The 13362-nt window shown below is 68.9% G+C and carries 12 protein-coding genes and 1 tRNA gene; 5 read left to right on the forward strand and 8 right to left on the reverse strand.

Annotation, left to right across the window (positions count from 1 at the left end):
• The 6 genes from ACE3SG_RS19570 to ACE3SG_RS19595 all read right to left on the reverse strand — a co-directional run bounded on the left by ACE3SG_RS19570 (position 1) and on the right by ACE3SG_RS19595 (position 5374).
• The gene (locus ACE3SG_RS19570; protein WP_374567818.1) at positions 1 to 1032 is read right to left on the reverse strand and encodes a M35 family metallo-endopeptidase; all 1032 of its coding nucleotides are present in this window, start codon (positions 1030 to 1032) and stop codon (positions 1 to 3) included.
• 222 nt (positions 1033 to 1254) lie between these two features.
• Positions 1255 to 2298: a M35 family metallo-endopeptidase gene (locus ACE3SG_RS19575; RefSeq protein WP_374567820.1), complete on the reverse strand. Its 1044-nt coding sequence runs from the start codon at positions 2296 to 2298 to the stop codon at positions 1255 to 1257.
• A gap of 182 nt (positions 2299 to 2480) precedes the next feature.
• Positions 2481 to 3257 carry a ferredoxin--NADP reductase gene (locus tag ACE3SG_RS19580; RefSeq protein WP_374567821.1) on the reverse strand — a complete coding sequence of 259 codons (777 nt, stop codon included), beginning with the start codon at positions 3255 to 3257 and terminating at the stop codon, positions 2481 to 2483.
• 52 nt (positions 3258 to 3309) lie between these two features.
• The gene (locus ACE3SG_RS19585; RefSeq protein WP_374567823.1) at positions 3310 to 4389 is read right to left on the reverse strand and encodes a tartrate dehydrogenase; all 1080 of its coding nucleotides are present in this window, start codon (positions 4387 to 4389) and stop codon (positions 3310 to 3312) included.
• A 20-nt stretch (positions 4390 to 4409) separates the two neighbouring features.
• Positions 4410 to 5204, reverse strand: a complete 795-nt coding sequence (hpaI, locus tag ACE3SG_RS19590) for a 4-hydroxy-2-oxoheptanedioate aldolase (protein ID WP_374567824.1) — start codon at positions 5202 to 5204, stop codon at positions 4410 to 4412.
• Between the two features lie 93 nt (positions 5205 to 5297).
• A tRNA-Met gene (locus ACE3SG_RS19595) sits at positions 5298 to 5374 on the reverse strand.
• Between the two features lie 76 nt (positions 5375 to 5450).
• On the opposite strand from ACE3SG_RS19595, the gene ftsY reads away from it, so the two are divergent.
• Positions 5451 to 6686 (forward strand): signal recognition particle-docking protein FtsY, encoded by a 1236-nt coding sequence (ftsY, locus tag ACE3SG_RS19600; RefSeq protein WP_374567825.1) that lies wholly within the window; start codon positions 5451 to 5453, stop codon positions 6684 to 6686.
• A gap of 3 nt (positions 6687 to 6689) precedes the next feature.
• Here ftsY and ACE3SG_RS19605 read toward each other — a convergent pair whose 3' ends face one another.
• On the reverse strand, positions 6690 to 7373 hold the full coding sequence (locus tag ACE3SG_RS19605; RefSeq protein WP_374567826.1) for a DUF2726 domain-containing protein: 684 nt from the start codon (positions 7371 to 7373) through the stop codon (positions 6690 to 6692).
• 37 nt (positions 7374 to 7410) lie between these two features.
• Positions 7411 to 8802, reverse strand: a complete 1392-nt coding sequence (ffh, locus tag ACE3SG_RS19610) for a signal recognition particle protein (protein WP_374567827.1) — start codon at positions 8800 to 8802, stop codon at positions 7411 to 7413.
• Between the two features lie 69 nt (positions 8803 to 8871).
• Between ffh and ACE3SG_RS19615 the strand changes: the two genes are divergently transcribed.
• The 4 genes from ACE3SG_RS19615 (at position 8872) to ACE3SG_RS19630 (ending at position 13345) form a co-directional block, all read left to right on the forward strand.
• Positions 8872 to 9684, forward strand: a complete 813-nt coding sequence (locus ACE3SG_RS19615; RefSeq protein WP_374567828.1) for an inner membrane protein YpjD — start codon at positions 8872 to 8874, stop codon at positions 9682 to 9684.
• Entirely contained in the window at positions 9681 to 9914 is a 234-nt protein-coding gene (locus tag ACE3SG_RS19620; protein WP_374567830.1) for a PP0621 family protein, read from the forward strand. The genes ACE3SG_RS19615 and ACE3SG_RS19620 overlap by 4 nt, the downstream gene beginning before the upstream one ends.
• 10 nt (positions 9915 to 9924) lie before the next feature.
• On the forward strand, positions 9925 to 11808 hold the full coding sequence (locus tag ACE3SG_RS19625; protein WP_374567831.1) for a PAS domain-containing sensor histidine kinase: 1884 nt from the start codon (positions 9925 to 9927) through the stop codon (positions 11806 to 11808).
• Positions 11809 to 11875: 67 nt separating this feature from the next.
• The gene (locus tag ACE3SG_RS19630; protein ID WP_374567832.1) at positions 11876 to 13345 is read left to right on the forward strand and encodes a sigma-54-dependent transcriptional regulator; all 1470 of its coding nucleotides are present in this window, start codon (positions 11876 to 11878) and stop codon (positions 13343 to 13345) included.
• The last annotated feature ends 17 nt before the right edge of the window (positions 13346 to 13362 follow it).

Genomic DNA, 13362 nt, shown 5'->3' on the forward strand with positions numbered 1-13362 from the left:
TCAAGGCAGGTACGGGTTGTTTTCGGCGAAGTACTCGTGGCTGTCGGCGTTGTCGACTGCCTTGGTCGGGTTGCTCTTGGCCAGGTTGGCCGCCGCGGTCTGGCCGTAAGCCCAGTCGTCGGTGCCGCCAACGACCGTGAAGTGCGACATCTCATGAACCAACGTGCCGCCCTTGGAGTCGGTGCCGGTCATCGGCGCGCTCCAGAACGCGCCGCACAGGTAGATCTTGTACGGCGAGTTCGGGTAGACGTAGGCATAGGTGCCGCTGTCGTTGCACGAGCAATCCAGCGTCAGCGGCTTGGTCTTGAAGGCGTTCTCTTCGTTGGTGAAGTGCGTGTGCACGGTGTTCCAGCGGCTGGAGCTGAAAGTGCCGAACCACTTGACGTAGCGCTTGGTGCCCGACGGCGTGCCGGCCAGATAGCTGTTGGACTGTGTGGCGTAGGTCGTCGCCGCGTTGACGGCGCTGACCAGCGTGGTCTTTTCCGACGACGTGCAGTTGCCGGTGTAGGTGATGCTGGCGGCGAGGGCGTCGGTCGATTCGGTGACCGGCGCCGGCGCGCTGCGGCCTTGCGTCCACAGCTGCAGCGGCGACGACGAGGCCAGGACAGCCTCGTTGCCGTGGCGGCCGCGGGCGATGTATTCGACCGTGTGACGGCCATTGCCCAACTCATATGAGCCGGTCAGCTCGACGCGGTAGTTCAGCGTGGCGCCGGCTTCGATCTGCACGTAGTCTTCGGCGCGCGGGGCCACTCGCTTGACCAGGGGGCCGACGTAGGAGGCGGGGGTGCCGTCTTCCTTGATGATCCGGAACAGCGGGCCTTGCAGGTGCTTGGACGGCAGCTGCCACTTCAGCACCTTGACCGCATGGCCCGTGGTGTTGGTGACGGCCACGTCAACGGCCACATCCACGTCCCCTTGCACGACCGGGTTGGCCATCGTCAGCTGGACATCGAGCTGGTCGGGCGCGGCGAAGGCACCGGTACAGGCCAGCAGGGCGACGGCGGGAACTGTCCTTCTTGCAAATCGAATCATCGGATTCTCCAGAAGTTTGGTTTGATCATCAGGACTCACTGCCACCGCTTCGTGGGCTGTGGCCGCCGCAATCTAGGTCGCCGGTCGATGGCGATAGATCGGGTCGACCCGTGGCCTTGATCAATCTTGACCTTGTTCTGCTGGAGAAAAGGCAAGCACCGGTTTCAGTGCTTGCCTTTCGCGCGGCGTGTCAGGTCAAACGACGCGCCGTCCCGTCGGCCGTCACGGCAGGTGCGGGTTGTTCTCGGCGAAGTACTCGTGGCTGTCGGCGTTCTCGGTCGCGGCCTTCGGGTTGGTCTTGGCCAGTTGGCGCGCCGCGGTCTGGCCGTAGGCGTTGTCGTCGGTGTTGGCAACCACGTCGAAATGCGACATCTCGTGGATCAGCGTGCCGCCCTTCGAATCGGTGCCGGTCATCGGCGCCGACCAGAAGGCATTGCACAGGTAGATCTTGTACGGCTGGTTCGGGTAGACGTAGGCGTAGGCCGAGCTGGTGCACGAGCAGTCGAGCGTGATCGGCTTGGTCTTGAAGGCCGCGTCGATCTTGTTGAAGTGCTTCTCGATCTTGTCCCAGCGCTTTTGCGTGAACTTGCCGAACCACTCCACATAGCGCTGCGACCCGGTCGGCGTGCCGTTCATGTAGCCCTTGGACTCGGTCGAGTAGGTCGTCGCTGCGCCGACCGCGCTGGTCAGCGTGCTTTGCTCGGACGCCGTGCAGCCGCCGGTGAAGCTGATGTTGGCCTCGGTGCCGTTGCCCTCGGTGTCGGCGCTGGCGGTGTCGACCGCGGCACTGCGGCCGGACGTCCACAGCATCAGCGGCGTCGACGTCTTGTAGCTGGCTTCGCTGGCGCCGCGGCCCTCACGGCCGATGAACTCGACCGAGTAGCGGCCGTTGCCCAGCTGGTAGAGGTGGCTCAGCTCGACGCGGTAGGTCAGCGTCGCGCCCGCCTGGATGCGGACATAGTCGGCCTCGGTCGGGGCGGCGCGCTTGACCAGCGCCCCCACGTAGCGCGCGGCGCTGCCGTCTTCCTTGGTGACCTTGAACAGCGGGGCGTGCAGCTCGTCTTCCGGCAGGTGCCACTTCAGCACCTTGACGGCGTGGCCGGAGACGTTGGTGACGGTCACGTCGACCGCGACGCTGGCGTCGCCTTGCACCACCGGGTTGGCGGCGCTCAGGCGAATGTTGAGCTTGTCCAGCGGCCCGGCCGAGGCGCCGGCGGCGGCGAGCAGGGCGGCGGCGGGAAGTGTCCACTTGGCGATTTGAAGCATGGCTCCTCCGAAAAGGGTCAACGACGTTGGATTGAATACCGCGGCGTGCGGCGCCGCGGCCAACGAAATCTAAGAGCCATGCACAGGGGCCCGCAGCGGGTTCGCCCTCGGATTGACGCTTCTTGACCGTTGTTTTGCAAGCGGTCGCAAGCGGTGTTACGACACCAAGCGCCGGGCGCGCGTCAGCGCTCGACGAACGCGCGCTCGAACACGTAGTCGCCCGGCTCGCCCAGGCGGGGCGACACCTTCAGCCCGTACTCGTCGAGCAGCGCGCAGGTGTCTTTCAGCATGCTGGGGCTGCCGCAGATCATCGCGCGGTCGACGGCCGGGTTCAGCGGCGGCAGGCCGATGTCGTCGAACAGCTTGTTGCTGTGCATCAGGTCGGTCAGGCGGCCCTGGTTCTTGAAGGGCTCGCGCGTGACGGTGGGGTAGTAGATGAGTTTGGCCCGCACGTCTTCGCCGAAGAACTCGTTGCCGGGCAGTTCTTCTTCGATCATCTGCGCATACGCCAATTCGCTCTTGGTGCGCACGCCGTGCACCAGCACCACCTTGTCGAAGCGGGCGTAGACGTCCGGGTCCTTGATGATGCTGAGAAAGGGCGCCAAGCCGGTGCCAGTGCCGAACAGGTACAGGTGCTTGCCGGGCAGCAGGTCGTGGATCAGCAGCGTGCCGTGGGCCTTGCGGCCGACCAGCACCGTGTCGCCGACGTGCAGGTGCTGCAGGCGTGAGGTCAGCGGGCCGTTGGGCACCTTGATGCTGAAGAACTCGAGCCGCTCGTCGTAGTGCGCGCTGGCCACGCTGTAGGCGCGCATCAGCGGCTTGTCATCGACCATCAAGCCGATCATCACGAACTGCCCGCTGTCAAAGCGCAGGCTCGCGTCGCGTGTGCACTGAAAGGTGAACAGCGATTCGTTCCAGTGGTGGACGTGGGTGACCTTCTCGGTGCTGTACGCGCTCATGGACGGGGATGCAGCCTGCAGAAGGCTGCGGCATTGGGGGGAGGGCTCGCCATTACACCAGCCGTGCAATGGCCTCACCCATCGCGGTGGTAGACGCGGTGCCGCCCAGGTCGGGCGTGTGCGGCCCTTCGACCAGCACCTGTTCGATCGCGCGCACGATCGCATCGTGTGCGGCGCGTTGGCCGAGGAAGTCGAGCATCAGCGCGCCGGACCAGATCATCGCGATCGGGTTCGCGATGTTGCGACCGTAGATGTCGGGCGCCGAGCCGTGCACCGGCTCGAACAGCGACGGGAAGCGGCGCTCCGGGTTCAGGTTGGCCGAAGGGGCCAGCCCGATCGTGCCGGTGCAGGCCGGGCCGAGGTCGGACAGGATGTCGCCGAACAGGTTGCTGGCGACCACCACGTCGAAGCGTGTGGGTTGCAGCACGAAGCGCGCGCTCAGGATGTCGATGTGCTGCTTGTCGACGGTCACGTCGGGGTACAGCGCGTGCATCGCGTCGGCGCGGCTGTCCCACCAGGGCATGCTGATCGCGATGCCATTGCTCTTGGTGGCGACCGTCAGGTGCTTGCGGGCGCGCGAGCGCGCCAGCTCGAAGGCGTACTTCAGCACCCGGTCGCTGCCGTGCCGCGTGAAGACCGATTCCTGGATCACCAGCTCACGCTCGGTGCCTTCGAACAGGATGCCGCCGAGCTTGGTGTACTCGCCTTCGGTGTTCTCGCGCACCACGAAGAAATCGATGTCGCCGGCTTTGCGCGGGCGGCCTTGCTGGTCGACCAGCGGGCAGGGCACGCCATCGAATAGGCGCACCGGCCGCAGGTTGATGTACTGGTCGAACTCGCGCCGGAACTTCAGCAGCGAGCCCCAGAGCGAGACATGGTCCGGCACGGTGGCGGGCCAGCCGACCGCGCCGAAGTACAGGGCGTCGTGCTCGGCCAGCTGGGTCTTCCAGTCGTCCGGCATCATCGTGCCGTGCTTCTCGAAGTAGTCGCAGCTGGCCCAGTCGATCAGCGTGGTCTGCAGTTGAAAGCCGAAGCGGCGCGCCGCGGCTTCGAGCACGCGGCGGCCCTCGGGCATCACTTCCTTGCCGATGCCATCACCCGGGATGGCGGCGATCTTCAGGAGGGTGCTCATCGTGCGGCTCCCGCTTCGTGTCAGTAGGGCGCGGCGCTCGGGCCCGGCGGCGCTTCGCCCAGCCCGAAATCCATCGCCAGCCGCCGCGTGGCCTGGGCGAGCAGCGTCACGTCGATGCCGACGGCGACAAAGCTCGCGCCCAATTCGAAGTAGTGCCGGGCCAGGGAGGCATCGGGGCTGATGGTGCCGGCGGCCTTGCCACTGGCCACGATGCGGCGAATCGCGTCGTCGACGGCGGCCTGCACGTCGGGGTGCCCCGGGCGGCCGCGGTGGCCCATCGAGGCCGCCAGATCGGCGGGGCCGACGAAGACGCCGTCCACCCCATCGACGGCGCAGATCGCCTCGAGGTGCGCCAGGGCCGTCACCGTCTCGGCTTGCACCAGCAGGCAGGTGTCGTCGTTGGCGTGGTCGAGGTAGTCGCGCTGCAAGCCCCAGCGCGAGGCGCGCGCGATGCCGGCACCGACCCCACGCATGCCCTGCGGCGCGTAGCGCGTGGCGGCCACCAAGGCGGTGGCCTGCTCGGCGGTATCGACCATCGGCACCAGCAGCGTCTGCGCGCCGATGTCGAGCAACTGCTTGATCAGGGCCGGGTCGCCGTCGACCGAGCGCACCACGGCGTGGCTGGCGTAGGGCGCGACCGCGCGCAATTGGGCCAGCAGGCTGCGCACGTCGTTGGGGCCATGTTCACCGTCGATCAGCAGCCAGTGAAAGCCGGCCGTCGCGCAGATCTCGGCGCTGTAGGCCTCGGCCATCGACAGCCACAAGCCCACCTGCTGTTCACGGCGGGACAGGGCGGCCTTGAATGCGTTGGGCATCGTGTCTTCTCGTGGTTCGCCAGGCGGCCACGGTACACCAGCCAAAGAAAAACCCCTTGCGGATCGGCAGTGATCGGCAAGGGGTTGGTATGGTGGTGGCGCTTCAGGGATTCGAACCCCGGACCTGCGGATTATGATTCCGTCGCTCTAACCGACTGAGCTAAAGCGCCAACAGCCTTCCATTATATACAGCGAAAACCGCCAGGGCCAAGCACCCTCGCCGAACCCGCCTCGCACTGCCACCGAATGTTCAGTTTCTTCAAGAAAAAGTCTGCGCCTCCCCCGCCGGCACCCGGCTCGCCGGCCCCGGTCGACCTGCGGGATTTCGCGCCCGCTCCCGCCGCGCCCACGGCACCGGTCGTCCCTGCGTCCGCGCCGGTGCCGCCCGCCGCCGCGGCGCCAGTGGTCGCGCCTGCACCGGTCGCACCCCCGCAGGTCGTGATCCCGCCGGTCGTGGTGCCGGCGGTGCCCCCTGCGCCAGCGCCGGCCGCCACGGTGGCTGCACCGGTCACGGCTGCCGTGGCGCCCGCTCCCGCTCCGGCACCCATTGCGGTGCCCGCGCCGCCGCCGGCGGTCGCCGCCGAACGCATCGGGTGGTTGGGCCGCCTGCGCCAGGGGCTGGCGAAGACGGGCTCCAGCATCGCCCAGGTCTTCACCGGCACCCGCATCGACGAGGCGCTGTACGAGGAGCTCGAATCCGCGCTGTTGATGGCCGATGCGGGCGTCAAGGCCACCGAGCATCTGCTGGCCGACCTGAAGCGCAGGGTCAAGGAACGCAAGGCCGAGAGCCCGGCCGAGGTGCGGGCGCTGCTGGCCGACGCACTGACCGATCTGTTGACGCCGTTGCAGCGCTCGCTCGAGATCGGTGAGCATCAACCGACCGTGATGATGGTGGTTGGCGTCAACGGCGCCGGTAAGACCACCAGCATTGGCAAGCTGACGCGCCACCTCGCCGACTCCGAGCAGAAGGTGCTGCTGGCGGCGGCCGACACCTTCCGCGCCGCGGCGCGCGAGCAGCTCGCCGTTTGGGCCGACCGCAACCAGGTGCAGATCGTCAGCCAGGAGGGCGGCGACCCCGCGGCGGTGACCTACGACGCGGTGGTGGCCGGCAAGGCGCGCGGTGCCGACGTGGTGATCGCCGACACCGCCGGCCGCCTGCCGACCCAGCTGCACCTGATGGAAGAGCTGAAGAAGATCCGCCGCACGATCACCAAGGCCGAATCGAGCGCGCCGCACGAGGTGCTGCTGGTGGTCGACGGCAACACCGGCCAGAACGCGCTGGCGCAGGTCAAGTCGTTCGACGACGCGCTGCAGCTGACCGGGCTGATCGTGACCAAGCTCGATGGCACCGCCAAGGGCGGTGTGCTGGCGGCGATCGCACGCGAGCGGCCGGTGCCGGTGTACTTTGTCGGCGTGGGCGAGAAGCTGGAAGACCTCGAGACCTTCAGCGCCCGCGAGTTTGCGCAGGCGCTGCTGGGCTGAGGCTCACTCTTCGGGTGGCCGGCGGCCGGTGCCGTCGAGGTCGTTGAACCAGGTGGTCGGCGGCGGCTCGCGCGGCTCGTCCAACTCGCGCACATCGGCCACCGGGATCGGCTCGGCCGCGGCGCGCTCGGCGCGGGCCAGCATCTCTGCGCGTTCGGCGCGGGCTTTTTGCGCTTCTTCCGGGAACAGCTGGTGGCGCGCCGCCTGCGCGGTCGGGATCGCGTTCTCGGGCCAGACCAGCACCTCGATCCCCGCCGCCTTCAGCACGCGGACCATGCGGTTGTGGCGCTGGATGCTGCGCGGGCTCTCTTCGGCGCCGCGGATCTCGACCACGGCGTGCACCTCTGACGTCGCGTCGCAGATCAGCAGGTCGGCACTGAGCTGGCCGACGCGGCTGAGCCACTCGCCGTACGAGTAGCGTGTGGGCACGCGCATGAAGCGCGACAGCGGCACCTGGACGAACACCAGGTACTCGGGCACCGCCTTGAGCAGCGCCTCATAGGCCTGGCGCTCCGGCACGCTGAGGATGCGCGTGGCCGTGGGCGGCCAGTCGGCCACGGTGTCACGGGCTTCGACGACGCGTTGCTTGGCCACCTTGGCCTTGGCCTTGCGCTGCTTGTCCCAGACCCAGGCCGCGGCGCCGCCGACGACCAGCACGGCCAGCAAGATTCCGATCAACAGATACATCTGAGCAAACCCTGTGGTGGTGGCGGGGAGTGGCGGGTCAACGGGGGCCGAGGCCGCCCAGGCCGCCCATGCCCTTCATGCCGCCCATGCGCTTCATCATCTTCATCAGGCCGCCGCCCTTCATCTTCTTCATCATGCCCTGCATCTGCTCGAACTGGTTGAGCATGCGGTTGACATCCTGAATCTGCACGCCGGCGCCCTGGGCGATGCGGCGCTTGCGGCTGGCCTTCGACTTGCCGTCGAGCAGCAGCGCGGGCTGGCGCCGCTCTTTCGCGGTCATCGCGTTGAGCATGCCTTCCATGCGCTTCATGTCGCGCTCGGCGCGGTCCATGTCGGCCTGGCCGGTCTTGGCGGCCAGTTGGGTGGGCAGCTTGTCCATCAGGCTGCCCAAACCCCCCATCTTCTTCATCTGGCTGATCTGCGACAGGAAGTCGTTGAGGTCGAAGCCATCACCCGACTTGACCTTGTCGGCCAGCTTCTTCGCGGCGTCGAGGTCGACACCCTTCTGCACCTCTTCGACCAGCGCGACGATGTCGCCCATGCCGAGCACACGGCCGGCGTGGCGCTCGGCGTCGAACACCTCGAGCCCGTCGATCTTCTCGGACACGCCGGCGAACTTGATCGGCGCGCCGGTGATCTGCCGCACCGACATCGCCGCGCCGCCGCGCGAGTCGCCGTCGAGCTTGGTCAGGATGACGCCGGTCAGCGGTAGCGCCTCTTTGAAGGCCTTGGCGGTGTTGATCGCGTCCTGGCCCTGCATCGCGTCGACGACGAACAGCGTCTCGACCGGGTTCAGCGTGGCGTGCAGTTCGCGGATCTCGGCCATCAGGGCTTCGTCGATCGCGAGGCGGCCGGCGGTGTCGACCAGCAGCACGTCGAAGTAGTGCTTCTTCGCGTAGTCGATCGCGGCCAGCGCGATATCGCGTGGCTTCTGGTCGGGGGTCGACGCGAACCACTCACCACCGGCCTGCTGGGTCACCGTCTTCAGCTGCTCGATCGCGGCCGGGCGGTAGACGTCGGCCGAGACCGTCAGCACCTTCTTCTTGCGCTTCTCGATCAGGTGCTTGGTCAGCTTGGCGGTGGTGGTGGTCTTGCCGGCGCCTTGCAGGCCCGCCATCAGGATGACCGCCGGCGGCTGCGCGGCGAGGTTGATGTCGGCCACGCCCTCGCCCATGGTGGCGGCGAGTTCCTTGTGGACCAGCGACACCAGCACCTGGCCGGGGTTCAGCGAGCCGATGACCTCCTGGCCCAGCGCCTTGTCCTTGACGCGGGCGATGAAGTCGCGCACGACGGGCAAGGCCACGTCCGCTTCGAGCAGCGCCATGCGCACCTCGCGCAGCATGTCCTGCACGTTGGACTCGGTGATGCGGGCCTGGCCGCGCATGGTCTTGACCAGGCGCGACAGTCTGTCGGTGAGGGTGGATGCCATGGGTGTGCGCGCCGTGTGGAAGGGCTTTTTCCCTGCGGGGAGCCCGCGACGCGCCGGTAAACTGTGGCCATGATTTTATCCGCTGACCCTGCGGTGTTCTGCGCTTTGGCGGCCATGCTGGCTTACCTGGGCGCTTTGCTGCCGGCGGCGCCCGATCGGCGCTGGCCTGCGCAGCTGCTTTTTGCGGCCTGGGTGCTGCACGCGGTGGTGCTGCTGGCCGGTGCCGGCGTGTGGGCCGGTGATGCCCAGGGCCTGCGGCTGGGCTTTGCTCCGGTGCTGTCGCTGACGGTCTGGCTGGTGCTGGCGGTGCATGGCATCGAAAGCCGCTTCCTGCCGGTGGCGATGGCGCGTCGCGCGCTGGCGCTGGCAGGCGCGTTGGCGGTGCTGCTGGCCTGGGTCTTCCCGGGTGAGGTGCGGGCCATCGCCCATTCGCGCTGGGCGCCGATGCACTGGGTGCTGGGGCTCACGTCGTATGGCCTGTTCGGCGCCGCGGTGCTGCATGCGGTGCTGCTCGACACGGCCGACAAGCGCCTGCGTCACAAGGGCCCCGGCGGCGGCTCGGGCATTGTCGGCGGCAGGGGGCTGCCCTTGCTGACGCTGGAGCGCCTGACCTTTCGTTTCGTCGAGGCCGGCTTCGTCGTGCTCACGCTCGCGCTGTGGCTGGGCCTGCAGTCCGAGGCGCAGTGGCACTGGGACCGCAAGAGCGTGTTGTCGGTGCTGGGCTGGGCGACGTTCGCCGCCCTGATCGTCGGCCGCCTGTGGCGCGGCTGGCGCGGTCGCCAGGCCACGCGCTGGCTTTACGCCGGCTCGCTGTTGTTGCTGTTGGCTTACGTTGGCACCCGCTTCGTCTACGAAGTGGTGTTGCAACGCCCCCCCGCATGATCAAGTGGCTGCTCACGATCGCGATCGTCGTGATCGCGTTGATGCTGTGGTTCGGCAAGGGGCGGGGCGGCGGTGCGTCGCCCGGTGGTGCCCGTCGGCGGCCACCCGGCCCGCAGCCGATGGTGTCTTGCGCCCATTGCGGTTTGCACTTGCCACAGCCCGATGCCGTCGAAGGCGAGGGCGGGCGCCACTATTGCAGCGCCGAGCATCGGCGGCTCGGCCCGCGTTGATGGGCCGCTGATGGCATCCAACGACAACGCCCGCCGCAGTCAGGCGGACGGCACGGCGCCGGTCACCGGTGGCAGCGAGTCCTGGCTCGAAGCCTTGGGCTTTGGCGAGCCCTCGGCGCTCGAAGGCGGCTCGACGCTCGACCCGAAGTGGGCCGACCACACCGGCAGCGGCGGCGATGACAGCAGCTTCCTGTCACGCCAGGCCAGGCGGCTGATCAGCGCCGACAACAGCGCGCACCAGCGGGTCTACCGCACCTACCTGACCGCCCGCGCGGCGTTGGGCATGACGCTGGTGATGGCGCAGCTGGCGATCGACCTGTTCGGCGGCCACGGGCCGTCGCTGGTGCTCGCGTTGTGCGGCGCCTATGCGATGCAGGCGATGGTGCTGCGCCTGTGGACCGCCGGCGACGACCGCCCGCTCGGCGCGGGCCGGCGGCGCTGGCGCTGGTGGGCCACGGTGGGGGTCGACCTGCTGGCCTTCGGGGCGATGCATTGGCTGGATCCCCAGTCCACGCTGAACCACGCGGCCTTGCTGGTGTTGCCGGTGCTGATGGCCGCGGTGCTGAGCGCCCGGGTGCCGGCGCTGGCCACCGCCGCGGCGGCCAGCCTGTTGCTGTTGGCCACGGCCTGGCGGCGGGCGATGGCCGGCGGCGACCTGACGCCACTGCTGTCGCAGGCGGGCCTGGCCGGCATGGGGCTGTTCGTCATCGTGCTGGTGGCCGGTCAGATGGCCAGCCGGCTGGCGCGTGAAGAGCGCGCGGCGCGCGGCAGCCTCGAGCTCGCGCGCCAACAGGCCGAGCTGAACCGGCTGGTCATCGACGAGATGAGCGACGGCGTGCTGGTGGTCGACCGGCGCGGGCGCGTGCGCGCGGCCAACCCGGCGGCGCGGGCGCTGCTGTCCGAGCGCGGGTCCTGCCCGCCGGCGCCGTTCTCGCTCGCCAGCCAGCCCGGCTGGGGTCGGCTGCTGGACGCGGTGGAGGGGGCCTACGAATCGGGCCAGTGGCCCTCCGCCGGCATGGACCTGACCGTGGCGTACGCGGGCGAGAGCCCGCGCTCGATCCGCGTGCGTGCGCGCTTCACGCGCGGCGTCCGCCTGAACGCCGCGGCGGTGCCCGAGCGGTCGAGCGAAGAAGTGCTCGGCGTGCTGTTCCTCGAAGAACTGCGCTCGGTGCTGGCGCGCCAGCGCGAAGAGCGCCTGGTGGCGATGGGCCGCATCTCGGCCGGCATCGCGCACGAGATCCGCAACCCGCTGGCGGCTGTCTCGCAGGCCAACGCGCTGCTGCAAGAAGACGTGCTGCGGCCGGACCAGCAGCGCCTGGTGCGCATCGTCGCCGACAACGTCGAGCGGCTGCGCCGCATCGTCGACGACGTGATGGAGGCGGCACCGGGCAGCATGTCGCCCTCGCGCACGATCGACGCGACCGCCGAGGTGGCCGCCATCTGCGCCGAATGGGCACGCACCGAGGGCCTGGTGCTCGGCAGCGACAGCCGTTTGCGCGTGCTGCTGCCCAAAGAGCCGCTGGGTGCCGTGTTCGACCCCGACCACCTGCGTCGCGTGCTGATCAACCTGCTCGAAAACGCGCTGCGCCACGCGAGCGACCGGCCGGGCGCGGTGCTGGTGATCCTCGAGGCGCTCGACGGCCCGTTCGTGCGCCTGGCCGTGGCCAGCGACGGGGACCCGATCCCGGCCGAGGTCGAAGCGCACCTTTTCGAGCCTTTCCACTCCACCCGCAGCCGCGGCACCGGCCTGGGCCTCTATATTTGTCGCGAGCTGTGCGAGCGCCACGGCGCCAGCATCGATTACCTGCGCCGCCCCGACGAGCGCCACGCCAATCTGTTCCAGGTGGTGATGCAGCGGGACACGGTGGCGGCTGAAGGAAGGTTGCATCTGTGAAGCAAGCTGTGTCGACTTCCGTGCGGGCCGCGTGCCGCGCTGCATCCCATCCGGCCTGGGGGCTGTCATGACTGAATCGTTTGCCGCGGGCGGCGTGCTGGTCGTCGACGACGAGCCCGACCTGCTGACGCTGTATGAACTGACGCTGCTGCGCGAGGGCCACGAGGTCGAGACCGCGTCCACCGTGGCCGAGGCCTGGGCCCGGCTGCAGGACCGCGTGTTCCGCCTCGTCATCAGCGACATGCGCCTGCCCGACGGGTCGGGGCTGGAGCTGATGCACCGGCTGGAACAAGCCAAACGGCCCGAGAAGGTGATCGTCATCACTGCCTATGGTTCGGCCGAGAACGCGGTTGAGGCATTGAAGGCCGGCGCCTTCGACTACCTGACCAAGCCGGTGGACCTGCGCCAGTTCCGCGCGGTGGTCGCCAGTGCCTTGGGCCGTGCGGCGCCCACCGCCGCGCCCCGGCCCGGCCTGCCGGCGGCGAGCGCACCGCTGGCGCGCCTGGTCGGCACGTCGGACACGATGCGCCAGGTCAAGGAGTTGATCGAGAAGGTGGCGCGCAGCATGGCGCCGGCGCTGGTGCAGGGCGAGTCGGGCACCGGCAAGGAGCTGGTCGCGCGGGCCATCCACGAGGTCAGCGCGCGCGCCGGCCAGCCCTTCGTGGCCGTCAACTGCGGCGCGATCCCCGAGAACCTGCTCGAGGCCGAGTTCTTCGGCTACCGCAAGGGCGCGTTCACCGGCGCGACCGAAGACCGCGCCGGCTTCTTCCAGGCTGCCAACGGCGGCACCTTGTTCCTCGACGAGATCGGCGACCTGCCGCTGGCGATGCAGAGCAAGCTGCTGCGGGTGATCCAGGAGCGCGCGGTGCGCCCGGTCGGTGCGGTGTCCGAGGTGCCGTTGAATGTGCGCATCGTCAGCGCCACCCACAAGGACCTCGTCGCCGAGGTGGCCGCCGGCCGCTTCCGGCAAGACTTGTTCTACCGCCTGAACGTGATCCGCATCGACGTGCCGCCGTTGCGCGAGCGTCGCAGCGACATCGAGTCGATCAGCCTGGCGCTGCTGGACCGCATCGCCCGCGATGCCGGCGTCAGCCCCGCGCCGCGCTTGACGCCGGCAGCGCACGAGCGGCTGACGCACTACCCCTTCCCCGGCAACGTGCGCGAGCTGGAGAACCTGCTGCACCGCGCGGTGGCCTTGTCGCCTGGCGACCTGCTCGATGCCGAAGACCTGGGCCTGCCCGAGGCCGTGCTGCAAGACAGCGGCGGCGATACCGAAGCCGGCACCTTGAGCATGGACCTGCTCGCCGACCCGTCGGTGACCGGCACCTCGGCCGACAGCGAGGTGATGCTGCCGAGCGACCTGGCGCGGCACCTCGACGATGTCGAGCGCGCGATCCTCGTGCGGGCGCTCGAACAGCATGGCTTCAACCGCACCGCCGCCGGCGCGCGGCTCGGGCTGTCGCTGCGCCAGATGCGTTACCGCATGGCGCGGCTGGGCATCACCGAGAGCGGCGACAGCCACGGCGACGGCGCATGACCCGCCTCGATCGCGTT

The organism is Ideonella sp., assembly GCF_041914305.1.
Lineage (GTDB): Bacteria > Pseudomonadota > Gammaproteobacteria > Burkholderiales > Burkholderiaceae_C > Ideonella.